The sequence below is a fragment of the Shimia sp. genome (assembly GCF_022448905.1).
GTDB lineage: Bacteria > Pseudomonadota > Alphaproteobacteria > Rhodobacterales > Rhodobacteraceae > Shimia.
In genome coordinates, this window is the sequence record NZ_JAKVCW010000002.1 from 111,112 (window position 1) to 127,478 (window position 16,367).

General features: G+C 58.8%; 19 protein-coding genes and 1 tRNA gene. 10 read left to right on the forward strand and 10 right to left on the reverse strand.

Annotation, left to right across the window (positions count from 1 at the left end):
- Positions 1-4: 4 nt before the first annotated feature.
- Positions 5-757, reverse strand: coding sequence for a GNAT family N-acyltransferase (locus tag MK208_RS02275; protein ID WP_294113480.1), 753 nt, complete (start codon positions 755-757; stop codon positions 5-7).
- 70 nt (positions 758-827) lie between these two features.
- Positions 828-1,301, reverse strand: coding sequence for an outer membrane protein assembly factor BamE (gene bamE, locus MK208_RS02280; protein ID WP_294113481.1), 474 nt, complete (start codon positions 1,299-1,301; stop codon positions 828-830).
- 118 nt (positions 1,302-1,419) lie between these two features.
- On the opposite strand from bamE, the gene MK208_RS02285 reads away from it, so the two are divergent.
- The 8 genes from MK208_RS02285 (at position 1,420) to MK208_RS02320 (ending at position 7,558) form a co-directional block, all read left to right on the forward strand.
- Entirely contained in the window at positions 1,420-1,983 is a 564-nt protein-coding gene (locus tag MK208_RS02285) for a DUF177 domain-containing protein (RefSeq protein WP_294113483.1), read from the forward strand.
- A 139-nt stretch (positions 1,984-2,122) separates the two neighbouring features.
- Positions 2,123-2,329, forward strand: coding sequence for a 50S ribosomal protein L32 (rpmF, locus tag MK208_RS02290; RefSeq protein ID WP_283426281.1), 207 nt, complete (start codon positions 2,123-2,125; stop codon positions 2,327-2,329).
- 20 nt (positions 2,330-2,349) lie between these two features.
- Complete coding sequence (gene plsX, locus MK208_RS02295; protein ID WP_294113488.1) at positions 2,350-3,435, forward strand: phosphate acyltransferase PlsX; 1,086 nt, start codon at positions 2,350-2,352, stop codon at positions 3,433-3,435.
- 23 nt (positions 3,436-3,458) lie between these two features.
- Positions 3,459-4,433 (forward strand): beta-ketoacyl-ACP synthase III, encoded by a 975-nt coding sequence (locus tag MK208_RS02300; protein ID WP_294113490.1) that lies wholly within the window; start codon positions 3,459-3,461, stop codon positions 4,431-4,433.
- A 121-nt stretch (positions 4,434-4,554) separates the two neighbouring features.
- Positions 4,555-4,857: an integration host factor subunit alpha gene (gene ihfA, locus MK208_RS02305; protein WP_294113492.1), complete on the forward strand. Its 303-nt coding sequence runs from the start codon at positions 4,555-4,557 to the stop codon at positions 4,855-4,857.
- 15 nt (positions 4,858-4,872) lie between these two features.
- Positions 4,873-6,273, forward strand: a complete 1,401-nt coding sequence (locus tag MK208_RS02310) for a MerR family transcriptional regulator (protein WP_294113494.1) — start codon at positions 4,873-4,875, stop codon at positions 6,271-6,273.
- Between the two features lie 73 nt (positions 6,274-6,346).
- Positions 6,347-6,423, forward strand: a tRNA-Pro gene (locus MK208_RS02315).
- Positions 6,424-6,481: 58 nt separating this feature from the next.
- Positions 6,482-7,558, forward strand: a complete 1,077-nt coding sequence (locus MK208_RS02320; RefSeq protein ID WP_294113496.1) for a 2'-deoxycytidine 5'-triphosphate deaminase — start codon at positions 6,482-6,484, stop codon at positions 7,556-7,558.
- A gap of 4 nt (positions 7,559-7,562) precedes the next feature.
- Here MK208_RS02320 and MK208_RS02325 read toward each other — a convergent pair whose 3' ends face one another.
- The 7 genes from MK208_RS02325 to MK208_RS02355 form a co-directional block, all read right to left on the reverse strand.
- Entirely contained in the window at positions 7,563-7,796 is a 234-nt protein-coding gene (locus MK208_RS02325; RefSeq protein ID WP_294113498.1) for a hypothetical protein, read from the reverse strand.
- Between the two features lie 89 nt (positions 7,797-7,885).
- The gene (gene scpB, locus MK208_RS02330) at positions 7,886-8,590 is read right to left on the reverse strand and encodes an SMC-Scp complex subunit ScpB (protein ID WP_294113499.1); all 705 of its coding nucleotides are present in this window, start codon (positions 8,588-8,590) and stop codon (positions 7,886-7,888) included.
- The gene (locus tag MK208_RS02335; protein ID WP_294113501.1) at positions 8,583-9,407 is read right to left on the reverse strand and encodes a ScpA family protein; all 825 of its coding nucleotides are present in this window, start codon (positions 9,405-9,407) and stop codon (positions 8,583-8,585) included. Before MK208_RS02335 ends, scpB begins: the two co-directional genes overlap by 8 nt.
- 24 nt (positions 9,408-9,431) lie before the next feature.
- Positions 9,432-10,415: a beta-N-acetylhexosaminidase gene (nagZ, locus tag MK208_RS02340; protein WP_294113502.1), complete on the reverse strand. Its 984-nt coding sequence runs from the start codon at positions 10,413-10,415 to the stop codon at positions 9,432-9,434.
- The gene (locus MK208_RS02345; protein ID WP_294113503.1) at positions 10,412-11,434 is read right to left on the reverse strand and encodes an SPOR domain-containing protein; all 1,023 of its coding nucleotides are present in this window, start codon (positions 11,432-11,434) and stop codon (positions 10,412-10,414) included. Before MK208_RS02345 ends, nagZ begins: the two co-directional genes overlap by 4 nt.
- An 89-nt stretch (positions 11,435-11,523) precedes the next feature.
- On the reverse strand, positions 11,524-13,269 hold the full coding sequence (argS, locus tag MK208_RS02350; RefSeq protein WP_294113505.1) for an arginine--tRNA ligase: 1,746 nt from the start codon (positions 13,267-13,269) through the stop codon (positions 11,524-11,526).
- 75 nt (positions 13,270-13,344) lie between these two features.
- On the reverse strand, positions 13,345-14,484 hold the full coding sequence (locus MK208_RS02355) for a deoxyguanosinetriphosphate triphosphohydrolase (protein WP_294113507.1): 1,140 nt from the start codon (positions 14,482-14,484) through the stop codon (positions 13,345-13,347).
- A gap of 93 nt (positions 14,485-14,577) precedes the next feature.
- On the opposite strand from MK208_RS02355, the gene MK208_RS02360 reads away from it, so the two are divergent.
- Together MK208_RS02360 and xth are read left to right on the forward strand one after the other, a co-directional pair.
- A complete protein-coding gene (locus MK208_RS02360) occupies positions 14,578-14,901 on the forward strand; it encodes an iron-sulfur cluster assembly accessory protein (RefSeq protein ID WP_294113508.1) in 324 nt (107 codons plus the stop codon).
- Between the two features lie 76 nt (positions 14,902-14,977).
- Positions 14,978-15,757 carry an exodeoxyribonuclease III gene (gene xth, locus MK208_RS02365; protein ID WP_294113512.1) on the forward strand — a complete coding sequence of 260 codons (780 nt, stop codon included), beginning with the start codon at positions 14,978-14,980 and terminating at the stop codon, positions 15,755-15,757.
- Here xth and MK208_RS02370 read toward each other — a convergent pair.
- Positions 15,754-16,365 (reverse strand): SOS response-associated peptidase, encoded by a 612-nt coding sequence (locus MK208_RS02370; protein WP_294113514.1) that lies wholly within the window; start codon positions 16,363-16,365, stop codon positions 15,754-15,756. The genes xth and MK208_RS02370 overlap by 4 nt on opposite strands.
- Positions 16,366-16,367: the final 2 nt, after the last annotated feature.

Here is a 16,367-nt window from a genome sequence, read left to right on the forward strand (position 1 = left end):
GGCCTTAGCAAGCCAAAGCCCGCAGAAGCCGCTTGCGCGCCGCAGGAATGCTCTTCACCTCAACACCGGTAAACACATGCAACGTGTTCATCTTTTGGTCGACCACCGCATGATCGCTGACCCAACCGCCCATCAACAAATAGCTGCGCAACATCGGAGGCATGTTCACCTGTGCCGCCTTGAGATTGGGCTTACACCGCAACCGAGCGGCAAAGCGAAACACATTTGGCGCCTTCACCCGCGGCAACCAACGTTTGGGCGCCAGATGCCGGTCACGCAACATGGCAAAGCTGTCAAGGTAGGAACTGGTATCGGTGCCTGCAAAAGACGCACAACCGAACAGCAATTCGACTTTGTTTTCATCCACATAGGAGGTCATCGCTCCCCAAGCCACGCGCAGCACATCGGCATCATGCACATCCGGATGCATGCAAAACCGCCCCATCTCAACCATGCGTCCGGGATATGCGCGCAGGGCCTCCAACTCATAAAACTGAGCCGAATAACTGCGGTCAATGTCGCCCCCACTAATCAAAGGTAACATCCTGAAAACACACACTAACTTTCCAGATACACTGTCCTCGATCAGAAAGTGGCGACAGATCGGATCAAAGGCATCCACATCCAACGACGCCTCATCTCCATGAAACGCCAAATGCCGTAACCGCTGCGCAGCCCGCAGATCAGCCACGCCTTCCGCCTCACGCACAAGATAGCGCCCCTTTTGCCGTAATGGTTTGTCCAACTGCATCACCATACCACACACTCTATCAGAGTCGCGGTGACATCCGAATGACAAACCATCCCGTCATGAAAGCGATCGCAACTTAGAAGCTGCCCGTGCTTGCCGTTGGCGCACCAGACGGACCGAAGTTGCCGATATTGGCACTCAGCTGACGCAACAGTCCACCGGTCTCGATTCCGTTGTCGGTGATCCGCCGTTGCAGCGGAACAAACTGCCCATCGGCTAGAGCATAATGCTCGATGTTGCGGGCAATGCCCTTGGTATCAAAGCCGATCACGACCACTTGGCGATCCACAACTTCCGGACGGGTTGGGCCAAAATGCTTGATGCGCGAACGGACATAAATGTAGCCGCTGTCATCCAGAACACCGGACGCCGACGGCGGTCCAAAAGTCTCCACAACCGTGTCGCGCGTATCCACGCCCAGCGTGATCGACGCCAGTTCCTCTTCGGTGGGGACATAGCCATGATTACGATAGCGCGTGGCGCAGGAAGCCAGAGACAGCATAGCCGCTCCCATGACCGCATATTTGATCATTTTGGTGCGCGTCTTCATGTCTGCCCTCTTGTCTTGGCCTGTCTTGCCTTTTATCTCGCTTACAGAAGGAACGCGCTTGGTTCAAGATGACAACCGCGTCCCGCCACGCAACCGCCCTCAATTCAAAGTCAGTACCATGTCCTCAAGCGCCTCCCCCTCCACCGTGTTTCGTGTGGCCGACCTCCGCCAGAATCGCCCCACCAGTTTTGACTTGCGCCCCAACGCACAAGAACTGACCGCGCTGGCCGAGGCTCTTGAGTTGACCGCGCTGCGCAAAGTGGTCTTCACCGGCGAAATCCGCGCCCAAGGCAAAAATGACTGGGAACTGGTCGGCAAACTCGGCGCCACCGCTGTGCAGCCCTGTGTTGTCACATTGGATCCTGTGACCACTCGTATCGACGAACCTGTCGAGCGGCGGTTTCTGGCGCACATGCCTGATCTGTCGGGCGACGAAGAAGAAGAGATCGAGATGCCGGAGGACGAAAACGCAGAGCCGCTGGAATCACATATTGATGTCGGTGCAATCCTGCATGAAGCCCTGGCGCTGAACCTGCCGCAATTTCCTCGCGCAGAGGGAGCAGAATTGAAAGATGCTGTCTTTACGGAGGCTGGAAAAAAGGCCATGACGGACGAAGACGCACGCCCCTTTGCCGGTTTGGCCACCCTGCGTGACCAGCTGGGCTCAAAAGAGGACGAATAGGGCTTGCGTTGTGCGAAAATCGCAGTATTTTCGCGCGCTCATTCGAATTTAGCGTTGGACTCGGGCGCGCATACCGCGTAGAGGCTCCAAACGCTCAGGAAACCGGGCTTCGGCCCCCAAGTAAATCAAAGGTTGCGACATGGCTGTCCAGCAGAACAAAGTATCGAAATCGCGCCGCAACAACCGCCGTGCACACGACGCCCTGGTTGCAGCGAACCCAAACGAATGTGAAAACTGCGGCGAGCTGAAGCGCCCGCACCACGTCTGCGCTTCTTGCGGCCACTACAGCGACCGTGAAGTCGTTGCTATGGTGGACGACGTCGATCTGGACGAAGACGCAGCATAAACAACGGGATCTGAGCCCGCATGACCGGTTTGACGCAAACAGCAAACCCCGGCAGCGGGCGCACAGTGATCTCAGTTGACGCCATGGGTGGCGATCGCGGGCCGGCAGCTGTTGTTGCCGGCATTTCGCATTCCGCGAAGAAGAATCCCGACATTGCTTTCATTCTTCATGGCCCCAAAGACGAGCTGAAACAGCTGGTCGCGCGCAAACGCATTTTGGACGGACGTGTGGAGATTCGCGACGCGGTTGACGTCGTCTCGATGGAAGACAAACCCCGAGATGTGATCCGGTCCAAAACCACGTCGATGTGGTCCGCATTGGAATCAGTGCGCAGTGGCGAGGCCGACGGCGTGGTGAGCTGCGGCAACACCGGCGCCTTGATGATGCTTTCAGTGGTCCGGCTGCGCAAAATTCTCGGCGTAGACCGTCCGGCGATTGCCGTTCTCTGGCCTTCCCGCGCCCCGCAGGGCTTCAACATCATGCTCGACGCCGGCGCTGACATCAGCGCCGACGAGCATGACTTGCTGCAATACGCCTTGATGGGCGCATCCTACGCCCGCAATGGCATGGACTTGGAACGCCCGCGCGTCGGCCTGCTGAACGTGGGCACCGAGGAGCACAAGGGCCGCACTGAATTGAAGCTGGCGCATGACCTGATCGCGCAAAACGCACATGTCGCCAATTATGACTTTGTCGGCTTTGTTGAAGGCAATGACTTGCCCGCGGATAAGGCCGATGTGATTGTAACCGACGGGTTCACCGGCAACGTGGCCCTAAAAACCGGAGAAGGCACGGCTGGGCTGATCGGCTCACTTCTGAAAGAAGCCTTCAAATTCTCGCCACTGTCCCGTCTGGCCGCCCTCTTGGCCTACACATCGCTCAACCGTCTGAACAAACGCATTGACCCACGACGGGTCAATGGCGGCGTGTTTTTGGGCCTCAATGGCACCGTGGTAAAATCGCACGGTTCCTCTGATGCAACAGGTGTATCCTCGGCCATCAAACTCGCCTTCAAACTTGCGCAATCAGGCTTCTCCGAAAAGCTTGCAGCGCGGGTTGCATCTGCCGTTTCTCTGCCGCAAGATGCCGACAGCACCAACGAATAACAATAAGTTAGCAAGGCACCGATATGACGACACGCGCCGTGGTTAAAGGCGTAGGCCACTACTTGCCGGAACGGGTCGTTCCCAACGCCGAATTCGAAGAAACTCTGGACACCTCGGATGAGTGGATTCGCACCCGCTCTGGTATCGAGCGCCGCCACTTTGCGGCCGACGACCAGACCACCTCCGATCTCGCAAGTCTTGCCGCCAATGCCGCTCTGGAAAACGCAGGTTTGAAAGCCGATGACATCGACGCGGTGGTCGTGGCAACGTCGACACCGGACCTGACCTTCCCTTCTGTTGCCACCATGGTGCAGCAAAAGATTGGCATGACTCGTGGCTTTGGCTTTGACGTACAGGCGGTTTGTGCCGGTTTTGTCTATGCGCTGACCAATGCCAATGCTTTGATCCTCTCTGGTCAGGCGCAACGTGTGCTGGTGATTGGGGCGGAAACCTTCAGCCGCATCATGGATTGGACAGACCGCGCCACCTGCGTGCTGTTTGGCGACGGCGCAGGCGCACTGATCCTGGAAGCTGAACAAGGCACAGGAGAGAACACAGATCGCGGCGTTCTCAGCGCGGATTTGAATTCCGACGGTCGCTACAAGGACATGCTCTTTGTCGACGGCGGCGTGTCGACAACCGGGGATTCTGGCAAGCTGCGCATGCAGGGAAATGCGCTTTTCCGTCAAGCGGTTGAAAAGCTGACCTCAACTGCGCACACCGCGCTCACCAAGATTGATCTAACCGATGATGCCGTGGATTGGATTGTGCCCCATCAGGCCAACATCCGCATCATTCAGGGTACCGCCAAGAAACTCGGCGTGCCCATGGACCGTGTGATTGTGACCGTTCAGGATCACGGCAACACCTCGGCTGCATCGATCCCCCTCGCCCTCTCCACCGGTGTTGCAGACGGCAAGATCAAGCAGGGCGACCTGCTGGTGACCGAGGCGATTGGTGGCGGTCTGGCTTGGGGTGCGGTGGTTCTGCGCTGGTAAAATCCGACCTAAGTGATTGGCGAATATCGCAGATAATCGCCTCACATCCCGCGCAAATCATTGACTCCCAATTTCTCTTGCCCCTATGGTTTTTGAAACGTGTACCGGCAGGGGGGACCACATGACTGACAAGACATTGACCCGGATGGATCTGAGCGAAGCAGTGTTTCGCGAAGTGGGCCTGTCCAGAAACGACTCCGCTCAATTGGTCGAGAGCATTTTGACCCATATGTCCGACGCTTTGGTGAACGGCGAGCAGGTCAAGATTTCTTCCTTTGGCACTTTCAGCGTGCGCGACAAAGCGGCACGTGTGGGCCGCAACCCCAAGACGGGCGAAGAAGTTCCAATCCAACCGCGCCGTGTCCTCACCTTTCGGCCTTCGCATCTGATGAAAGATCGCGTCGCCGCTGGTAACAAAAAATAAGACGAGACAAACTCCATGGCCAAATCGCGTGAGGCTTTTCGCACCATTAGCGAAGTTGCCGAATGGCTTGATGTGCAAACGCATGTTCTGCGTTTCTGGGAAAGCAAATTCTCTCAGGTCAAACCTGTAAAGCGCGCCGGTGGGCGGCGGTACTACCGCCCCCAGGACATGGAGTTGCTTGGCGGCCTCAAAAAGCTGCTGCATGAAGATGGGATGCCGATCAAAGACGCGCAGCAACTGCTGCGTGAAAAAGGCGTCAAGCATGTGTCCAGCCTCTCTCGCCCCGTCGATCAAGAGGACCAATCTGTTGAGGCGGTTGCAGAAGACCTGAGCGAAGAAACGGCGCAGGAGCCGATCGAGACGCCTCAGCAAGAACCACAAGTGGACCTCCAGCCAGACGAAGCTCTCGAAAGTGAGCCTGCGCAGGAAGAGCCTGTGGAGGCCAAAGACGAAGACATTGAGGACGCTGCGGAAGCCGATGAACCTCTTGAGTACGTCGCTGAAGAAGAGGCCATCGCTGCCCCGGAAGATACCCATGAGGAAGTTTCCGAGGAAACCCTCTATACCGCGCCGGATGACGTTGACCAGGACGATGAGACCTCCATCGAAGTCGACGAAGAAGATGACAACGCCGGCATACCGGAAGATCTTCTGGTCAAAATCGAAGGTGATGTGCCCGCGACCTCGTCCGAACCAGGTCCTATGCCCTCTGGCTTGACCAGCCCTGCTAAGCCTTTGGAAGCGGCCCAAACCGAGCCCGCCCCATTCGTGGAAACGGAACAGATGCCTGCAACCAGCTCAGCGACCGAAGGCGGTTCCGATGAGTTGCCGCCAATGGACGACCTCTTTGCGTCGCTGGAATCGCCAATGGCGCCAGAGCAGACCGGGCCAGAGGACGTTCCATCGTTAGCAGAAGACGATGACACTACGGCCGAGCCTTATGGCGCGCTTGCACCCGACGCACCTGTCGCGTCGCCGCCTGTCGAGGCCTCAGACATTTCCGCGGAACCAGAAACAACTTCGGACGAAACCGCATTTGCACCTGGCGCTGATGAAGTTGCCGGCGGCGAAGACGGCATGGCTACTGCAGCCGCTGAATTGAGCAGTGGCTTGGATACACCTGCCGTGGACGGCTCCGGTTCAGTAGTTGCACCAACTACCAGCGCCCCTGGCAGCTTGGAGACCTCGGCAACGGATCCAAGCTCTGCGCCACAAGCGGCGACCGAGACGGCCAGAGAGGTTTTAGCGACACCGTCCTCCAGCACGCCTGATCTGGAAACGCTCGTAGCACGTGAAACCGCCCGTGACGACTTCCTGCTGATGCTGACCAAGCCGGTCACCGTAGAGGCCAAAGACGCCTCGCGCGCCGCCAGCCTGCTGGCACGACTGGAAGCTTTGCACAGCAAAGCTGGCTAATCACTGGGGCGTGGCAGATCTTGCATTTTTTGACTTGCCCCCGCCCTCAATTCCGTTATGAACAGCCCATCGTCGGGCTATGGCGCAGCCTGGTAGCGCGTCCGTCTGGGGGACGGAAGGTCGCAGGTTCAAGTCCTGCTAGCCCGACCAATCACAAACGCCCGTGTGCCGTAAGGCCCGGGCGTTTTGTACATCCGGGGGGACCAATATGACCGGCGTTTTACCCAGCCAAACCATTGAAACCATGCTGCAAACCGGCGAGATCTCGGTGGCGGAACCTGTCGCCGAAGGTCAGGTGCAACCCGCCTCTCTGGATTTGCGTCTTGGCACCGTCGCCTATCGCGTGCGCGCGTCCTTCCTGGCAGGCAATGACTGCAGCGTGCAGGATCGTCTGTCTGAGTTCGAGATGCACCGTATTGATCTGTCAAACGGGGCTGTGCTCGAAAAAGGCTGCGTTTATGTTGTGCCATTGATGGAAAGCCTGGCGCTTCCCGAGGGCGTCCAGGCTGTGGCCAACGCCAAAAGCTCCACCGGCCGGCTCGACCTGTTGACCCGCACCATCACCGACGGCGGTACCGAATTTGACCGCATCGCCCCCGGCTACACCGGCCCGCTTTATGCCGAAATCTGCCCCCGCAGCTTTTCCGTTCTGGTGCGTCCGGGCATGCGCCTCAACCAAATCCGCTTCCGCAAAGGCCAAAGCGTCCTGACTGACGCGGATTTGGCTGTTCTACACGATCGCAGCCCGCTGGTGGACGGCGACGCGGTGATCGACGACGGCCTCGGCTTTTCTGTCGACCTGCAACCCACCGAAGGCACTCTGGTGGGCTACCGTGCAAAACCTCATACCGGCGTGATCGATCTGGACAACATCGGCCACTACGATCCGGCGGACTATTGGGAAGAGCTGCACGCCTCTGACGGCAAAATCATCCTGGACCCCGGCGCGTTCTACATCCTGGTCAGCCGCGAAGCCGTACACATCCCCCCCGCCTACGCCGCCGAAATGGCGCCGTTCTTGGCCATGGTGGGCGAGTTCCGCGTGCACTACGCAGGGTTCTTTGATCCCGGCTTCGGGCATGACGCCGCCGGCGGCACAGGGTCGCGTGGGGTGCTGGAAGTCCGCTGTCACGAGGCGCCCTTTGTGTTGGAACACGGCCAAGTGGTGGGTCGTCTGGTCTATGAGCGCATGGCAGATGTACCAGAGCAGCTCTACGGCTCCGGCATCGCGTCAAACTATCAGGGGCAAGGACTAAAGCTCAGCAAGCATTTCAAAGCCAAGTAAAGGCTTAGAACCGACCAATCTTACGGGTCACGCGCATGGCTTGCTTGGCGCGCTTTGCATCAAACTGTGGCGCCGCCTTCGGCAGCGCTTGCTGCTTTTCACCCCAAGGCCCAGGTTCTGTAGCAGCTTGTTTCTTTTGCGCTTTGGACGCGGCATTGATGCCTGCGTTGATGCCGCCATTGATCAGACGGCGCATCATAATCCGAGTCACCATATTGATCAGTTGATTGGCATTCATAGCGTTCACTCCACGTGGCTCTTACATCGCCAATCTAGGCACCAATTGCGCCCATAGTAAGGCTGTCACAGCAATTTGAGGGCTGTATCTTAGTCCTCAAACATCTCAGACTGACCGTCATCGATCACCATGCCGTCGTCATCCTCATCCGAGTTCACACCAAGCGGAATGGTACCTGGAGGTGGCCGATTTTCCAGCAAACCCGCCGCCCGCAGCTCTTTCAGCCCCGGCAAATCACGCGGGCTGGATAGGCCAAAGTGATCAAGGAAGCTCTGCGTCACCACAAAAGTCACCGGACGGCCCGGTGTCATTTTGCGGCGCCCAAATCGGATCCACTCCATCTCCAGTAGCTGATCCACCGTGCCCCGACTCACGCTCACGCCCCGAATTTCTTCAATCTCGGCTCGCGTAACCGGCTGATGATAGGCAATAATCGCCAAGGTCTCGACCGCCGCCCGCGACAGCTTACGTGTCTCCACGGTTTCCTTCTGCATCAGAAATCCAAGGTCCGCCGCGGTACGCATGGCCCAAGCGTCACCGACCTTCACCACATGCACGCCACGCCCTTCGTAGCGTTTGCGCAGATGCACCAAGGCCTCCGCCGCATCACAACCATGCGGCATGCGGTCGTTCATCTCTTTGACCGTCACAGGCTCCGCGCTGGCAAACAGGATCGCTTCACACATGCGCTCTTGTTCGGCAACCGGCGGCGCTTCAAACAGGCTCTCCTCTTGTTCGACCACCTGTTCCACAACTTCGGCCTCTGGCTCCGATGCGTTGATATCGTCACTCATCCCTGCCGTCTCTCTTTCGTACTTCAATCGGCGCGAAGGTCTCGCTTTGGCGAATGAACACCTTACCCTCTTTGGCCAGTTCCAAAGACGCCGCAAAGGTCGCCGCCGTCGCTGAGCGCCGTTTCTTTGGGTCGTTTTCCCAGCCCACAGGCAGATAGCTCAGAATGTCTGTCCAGGCCCCGGCATAGCCGATCAAGCCGCGCATCCGCTCCAGCGCCTCTTCCATCGTAAAGACAGAATCCCGGTCCATGATGAACGGGCGAAACTCGTCCCGCGTGCGCAGCCGCGCATAGCCCTGCATCAGGTCCAGCAACGTCGCGGTGAACGTAACCTTTCGCACGCGCTCCACGTTTTCCGGTACCCCACGCGCAAAGAAATCGCGCCCCAACCTGTCCCGTGCCATCAATTTGGCCGCCGCATCGCGCATCGCCTGCAACCGCTCCAACTGAAATGCCAGGTGCGCCGCCAGTTCCTCGCCGGACGGCCCCTCTTCCGTGGGATCGGGCGGCAGCAACAAGCGTGACTTCAAAAACGCCAGCCAAGCCGCCATCACAAGATAGTCCGCCGCCAACTCCAACCGCAGCCGTTTGGCCCGTTCCACAAAATCCAGATACTGCTGCGCCAACTCCAAAATCGAAATCTTGCGCAGGTCTACTTTCTGTGTGCGCGACAGGGTGAGCAACAAGTCAAGCGGCCCCTCAAACCCGTCCACATCCACAATCAGAGCTTCCGCCGCCATGCGTTCGGCAACGGACATCTCCTCCTGCTCGTCCCCAAAGGACATCTGGAGAGTTTGATTTAGGTCGGTTTCGGCCATGCCCCCTGCCCGTCAAGCGCCGTTTCAGAACGCTTTAAGTTCCTCGGCAAGCGCTTCAATGTCAACAGGCACGGGTTGGCGTCGCGCGGCCAGCACAGCTTCGGCACGCCGTTGCCCCGCCTCAGACATCTCGCCAATCGCTGCTGCGACCGCCTGACGATCCGCCAAGGTGCCGTTGCAATGCAGAACCGCGTCACAGCCGGCGGCAATTGCGGATGCAGCACGTTCATCTACGGTGCCACTCAACGCCTGCATATCGATGTCATCGGTCATGATCAGCCCGTCAAAGCCGATCTCCTCGCGCATAAACTGCATCATCTTTGGTGAAGTTGTCGCTGGCGCGTCATCCATGTCTTCAAACACAATATGCGCCGTCATGCCCATCGGCAGGTCATTGAGCGATTTGAAAGGCGCAAAGTCTCCCGCCAACTCTTCTTTTGGCACGGACACGCGTGGCAGGTCCTTATGGCTGTCCACCACGGCCAGCCCATGCCCCGGCATATGTTTGATCACGGGGTAAACACCGCCATCCCAAAGCCCTTCGGACACTGCGCGCGCGATCTCGATGATCTGTTGGGGGTCTTCGCCGTAACAACGGTTACGCAAAAACGGATGGGTGTCCGGCCGCGCCACATCCACCATGGGCGCACAATCTGCATCGATGCCAAGCGCCATCAGCTCATGCGCAATGATGCGATAGCGCAGATACATCACCCGTGCCGCATTAGGACCAGCCGTCTGCACCTCTTCCAAAGGTGGCAACCACTCGGTTGCCATCGGCGCTCGAATGCGCTGCACCCGGCCGCCTTCCTGATCAATCAGGATCGGCGCATGGTGATCAACACAGGCCCGCAGCTCATCACAAAGCGCGCGCACTTGATCTGCATTGTCAATGTTGCGGGCAAACAGGATGAAGCCAAACGGCTGCACATCCCGAAAAAAGACCTTTTCCTCAGCTGTCAGGCGCAATCCATCACAACCAAAGATCGCAGCACAGAAGCGGCTCATCGCGTGGTGACCGGAATACAATCGGCGTTTTCAGCCTTCAGCGCGGAACACAGACGCCGTGCATCGCTCACAGTCTCAAAGCCCATGGCGCGCAGGCGATAGAACACGCGCCCACCACTGCTGGCTTTTTCGATCACACGGGACTTGTCACCAAGATAGGTATCAAACCTTTGCTGCAGCTTATCCCACTCTGCGCGCGCAATCTCCGGGCTGGCGTAGGCGCCCAACTGCACCAACCGTGTGCCTGCCGGAATGGTTTCGGCATCCACCTCTTGCAAAGCGCCCTGCACGGCTGCGTCGATCGAGGCAACTTGTGTGCCCTGCGCTTTGGTGGGCAGCGACACAGGCCGCAACACCGGACGCAGCGAACGTTTCAGCCCGCCTTTGACCGCGGGTTTCGGCGCATCGGCAACCTCTTCCACAGCCGGTTTCGGCTCGCTCAACGCCACTTGAATGGGCTGAACCTCATCCACTTCAATGGTTTCGAGCGGCTTGGCGCCAGCGGACAGCTGATCTGCCAGTTCTTCGACCGACAGCGGCTTGCTCACGTCCAGCGGCTCCGGCGCCACGATCGGAGCGGAGGGCGCCCGTGCCACCACTTCGGTTAGTTTTTCGGTTTCTACTAGGCTCGGCACCGCAGACGGCGCTTCGGTGGGCTGCACCACAACGGCGGTGCCAGACACCTGATCACGTTCCGTCAACGAAATCGGTGGCGGCGCCACAATCACCTGATCCGCAGGCCCTGCCGCGCTGCCATCCGCAGCCACCTGATTGACCATGAGACCCTGATGTCCCGCCTGGCGCCCACCGGGATCATCCGGCTGAATACGCATCGGCCCTTCCAGCGCCCGCACCACCGGCACGCCGCTCACATCGCGGGAGAGTATTTGAAAGCCCCAAACGCCGGTGCCAACCACCAAAGCCAAAGATACAAACATCCCGGCGCGGTTCACCAAAAGTGCCGCGTTGGAAGATTCGCCTTTGGGCACGCCATGCGCACCCATCGGAATTTCTGCCATTTTTGCCTCACTGCCCGTCCGCGTTACCGCGATGTACGGTGTCGTCGGGGTCGTCTTGCCTAGTCCTCAACCCCGACGAACGTGCAGCTTTAGCGCATCTCTTGCGCCGGAGTTACGCCCAGAATACCAAGACCTGCGGAAATAACAACGGCCACGGCACGTGCCAGCGCAATTTTCGCCTGTGATGTATCTGCGTCACCCTCTTGCACAAAGCGCAGCGAAGTGTCGTCGTTGCCTTTATAATAGAGCGCGTGCAATTCGCCTGCGAGTTCATAGAGATAGAAGGCAATCCGGTGCGGCTCATTGGTGCGCCCGGCGATTTCCACCAGACGCGGCCACTCCGACAGCTTTTTCGCCACAGCGATCTCTGCCGCATGGTCCAGTTTGGACAGGTCCGCCGCCGCCAGTGTCGCGTCATCCGCTGTAATACCGGCCGCTTCGGCGTTGCGGATCACAGAACACACCCGCGCATGGGCATACTGCACATAAAACACAGGGTTGTCTTTGGACTGCTCCAGAACCTTGTCAAAATCAAAGTCCAGCGGCGCGTCATTCTTGCGGGTCAGCATCACAAAGCGGGTCACATCCGGCCCCACCTGATCCACCACATCGCGCAGGGTCACAAAGGTGCCTGCCCGCTTGGACATTTTGAACGGTTCACCGTTTTTGAAAAGCTTCACCAACTGGGTCAGCTTGATGTCCAGCGGCACTTCGCCCCCGGACAGCGCCGAAACCGCCGCCTTCATCCGCTTCACATAGCCGCCATGGTCCGCGCCAAAGATGTCAATCAGCGCGTCAAAGCCACGGGTGACCTTGTCGTAGTGATACGCGATGTCTGGCGCAAAATAGGTCCAGGCTCCGTCGGATTTCTTCACCGGACGGTCCACATCGTCGCCGTGCTCGGTCGACTTGAACAAGGTCTGCTCGCGCGGCTCCCAATCCTCAGGCTTTTTGCCCTTTGGCGGCTCTAGCACGCCTTCGTAGATCAGGCCTTTGTCTTCCAGAGATTTCAGCGCCGCCTCAATCTGGCCGGTGCCATAGAGCGATTTCTCGGAGTAGAACACGTCCATCTCCACGCCCAGCGCCTTCAGGTCGTCGCGGATCAAGTCCATCATCGCATCGGTGGCAAACTCACGGATTTCTGCCAGCCAGACATCTTCGTCTTTGCCAACATAGGCATCGCCAACCTTGTCCTTCAGCGCTTCGCCCACAGGCACAAGGTAATCACCCGGATAGGTGCCATCCTCAAACGCCACATCTTGGCCGTGCGCTTCAAGGTACCGCAGATACACAGAGCGCGCCAAAACATCGACCTGCCCGCCACCATCGTTGATGTAATACTCGCGGGTTACGTCAAAGCCGACAAAGTCCAACAGCGAAGCCAGCGCGTCACCAAACACCGCACCCCGGGTGTGGCCGACGTGCAGTGGGCCTGTTGGGTTGGCAGAAACATACTCCACGTTGACCTTCTTGCCCGCGCCCATGGTGGAGCGACCAAAGTCTGTGCCCTGCTCAAGCGCCGCCTTCACAACGCCCTGCCACAGACCTGCAGACAGACGCAGGTTCAAGAACCCAGGGCCTGCCACCTCGGCCACCTCAACACGGGGGTCTTCCGCCAGCTTCCCTGCCAGCACTTCGGCAATGTCGCGCGGCTTCATTTTTGCAGGTTTCGCCAGCACCATCGCGGCGTTGGTCGCCATATCGCCATGCAGCGCATCGCGGGGCGGCTCCACAGCCACGTTTTTGAAGTCCAGCCCTTCAGGCAGCGCGCCCTCGGCTTGCATCGCGTTCAGCGCGTCGATCACGGCAACGCGGATCTCGGAAAACAGGTTCATCAGACCGTCCTATCAATGTGTCTTTGGTCTTTTCGGATTTGGCGTGGTTTATCACCCCAAACCGTCACGTCAACGTCACTTGCCCAGAAGCTGCTCATGTTGTTGCAGCGCATAGCGGTCTGTCATGCCGGAAATGTAATCAGACACAATGCGCGCCACCGCTGTTTCGTCCTGACACTTGGCCAAATCGGCATGCCAGCGCGATGGCAGCAATGTGGGCTCGGTCAAGAACAGTGGGAAGAGCTCTTTAACAACAATCGTGACTTCCTTGCGCATCTTCACCACGCTCGGCGCGCGGTACATCCGGGTAAACAGGAAGCTGCGGATTTCCTTGAGGTCCGCCCAGAGCGCCTTGGAAAACTGCACCACAGGCCGCCCACAAGCGCGCAGCTCTTCGACAGATTGCGCATCCACCTCCGCCAAAGCCGCGCGGGAGGTGTCGATCACGTCTCCCACCATCACGCCGAACACCCGCCGCAGCGCCTCATGGCGTCGCCGAATGGCCTCCAATCCCGGATATTGCCGGTCCACTGCCGCAAAAGCCTCACCCACGATGGGCAGTTCGCAAATCTCTTCCTCGGTGAACAGCCCAGCGCGTAGCCCGTCATGCAGGTCGTGATTGTTATACGCCACATCATCCGCCAAAGCCGCCACCTGCGCCTCGGCACTCGCATGGGTGTGCAATTCCAAGTCGTGCACCGCGTTGTAATCCGCCAAAGCATACGGCAACGCGCCAGTGACTGGCCCATTGTGCTTGGCAATCCCCTCCAAGGTCTCCCAGGTCAGGTTCAGCCCATCAAAGTCCGCATAGTGCCGCTCCAGAGAAGTCACAATCCGCACCGCCTGCGCGTTGTGGTCAAAGCCACCATAGGGGGCCATCAACTCGTGCAGCGCGTCCTCGCCTGTGTGCCCAAACGGCGTATGTCCCAAATCATGGGCCAGCGCGATCGCCTCGGTGATTTCCTGATTAAGCCCCAGCGCCCCAGCAATGGTTCGCGCCACCTGAGCCACTTCAATGGAGTGCGTCAAACGGGTGCGGAAGTAATCGCCCTCATGCTCCACAAAGACCTGTGTCTTGTGCTTGAGCCGCCGAAAGGCGCTCGCATGAATGATCCGGTCCCGATCCCGTTGAAAACACGACCGGAAGCTGCTCTCCTCCTCCGGAAAACGCCGTCCCTTGGCGCGCGCCGGATCTGAGGCATAGGGCGCCTGCATAAGCGTGGTCCTTGTAGCCTGTCCTTGGCCCTTCTATATTGGGTTTTGTCCGGCCTAGGAACCGGGCAAATTGCGCGAATAGGACAAAATATCATGCAGTTGCCGCCAAAAGTGACCGAAAGAGCCTTCGAACGACTGGCAGAGATTGGCGCCGCCGATCAAGGACAAGCCTTGCGCGTGGCTGTCGAAGGCGGCGGATGCTCCGGCTTCCAATACGAAATCAAACTCGACACACAAAAAGATGATGACCTTGTGCTGGAGGGCGCTGGCGAAAAAGTCCTCGTGGACAGCATCTCTCTGCCCTTCCTTGCGGATGCCGTGATTGACTTCACCGAAGAACTTATTGGCGCCCGGTTTGTGATCAACAACCCCAACGCCACAAGCTCCTGTGGCTGCGGCACCAGCTTCTCCATGTGAGCTCGGCGCGTTTCGCCCCTTGCCGTTCCCCACTCAGGCTGGATAGATACCCCTATCCAGCAGTAAGGAGCGCGCCATGAAAATCGCCACATTCAACATCAACGGCATCAAAGCGCGCATCGAAACCCTGCCCCGCTGGCTCGACGAAGCGCAGCCCGATGTAGCTCTGCTACAAGAGATCAAATCTGTAGATGAAGCCTTCCCGCGTGAGATTTTTGAAGAGCGCGGCTATCAAGTCGAAACCCACGGCATGAAAAGCTTCAACGGTGTGGCGATCCTGTCCAAGCTGCCGCTGGAGGATGTGACACGCGGCCTGCCCGGCGATGAGACCGACGAACAGGCCCGGTATATCGAGGCCACCGTGATGGGCGACACGCCGGTCCGTGTCTGCGGCCTCTACCTGCCCAACGGCAACCCCCGTCCCGGCCCCAAGTACGACTACAAACTCGCGTGGATGGAGCGGCTCTATGCCCGCGCCCAAGAACTCATGGCCACAGAGGAACCCTTCCTCATGGCAGGTGACTACAACATCATCCCGCAAGATGAGGACGCCGCCAAACCCGAAGATTGGCAAGAAGACGCCCTCGCCTGCCCCGAAAGCCGCGCCGCCTACCGTCGCCTGCTCAACCTCGGCTTTACAGAGGCCTTCCGCGCCCGCAATCAGATGCCCGGTATGTATTCCTTCTGGGACTACCAAGCAGGCGCCTGGAACCGTAACAACGGCATCCGCATCGACCACTTCCTGCTGTCGCCACAATGCGCGGACCTGCTGCAAGACTGCCAGATCGACAAAGAAGAGCGCGGCCGCTCTAAGCCGTCTGACCACGTGCCTGTCTGGGTAGATCTCGCCGCCTAAGGCGCGTCCCAATCCACATCGGTGGCTTCCTCGATTGTCAAACGCCCTTCCGGCCACGGCACCATCAACGGTGCGACCTCTTCCGGCGCGCCGTTGAGCCACAGATCAATCGCGTCTTTTTCCAGCAGCACGCCCATGCGATGGTGGATAGGCTTCACATCCGTGTTGGGCTCACAGGTCACTGTCGCCACCTGATGCACTTCCCGCCCCCCGGGCGCGGTCCAGACATCCGTAATCGCCGCAAACACCAGCGGCGCCTCTCCACGGATGCGCCAAGCGGTTTTCTTGCGTTTCTCGCCGGTCCATTCATACCAGCCATCGACGATCACAATTGCCCGGCCAACCCCGTCAAACGCCGACTTATCAAACACAGTCTCCGACCGCGCGTTGACGATGGTCTCCATCACCGGCCGCCCCCGCGCATTCACGCGCCCGACCGGGATGATCCCCCACCGCATGCGTCGGAAACCGCCAGCCGTCAGGCACACAACCTCCTGGCCCGGAGCAATATTTCGCCGCGGCGGCTCATCAAAAACTTCACCAACATCACGCCTAACCCACTGGCCAATCTCTGTCATTGAGGTCTCAAGAAACAGCCGCCCCGGCATAG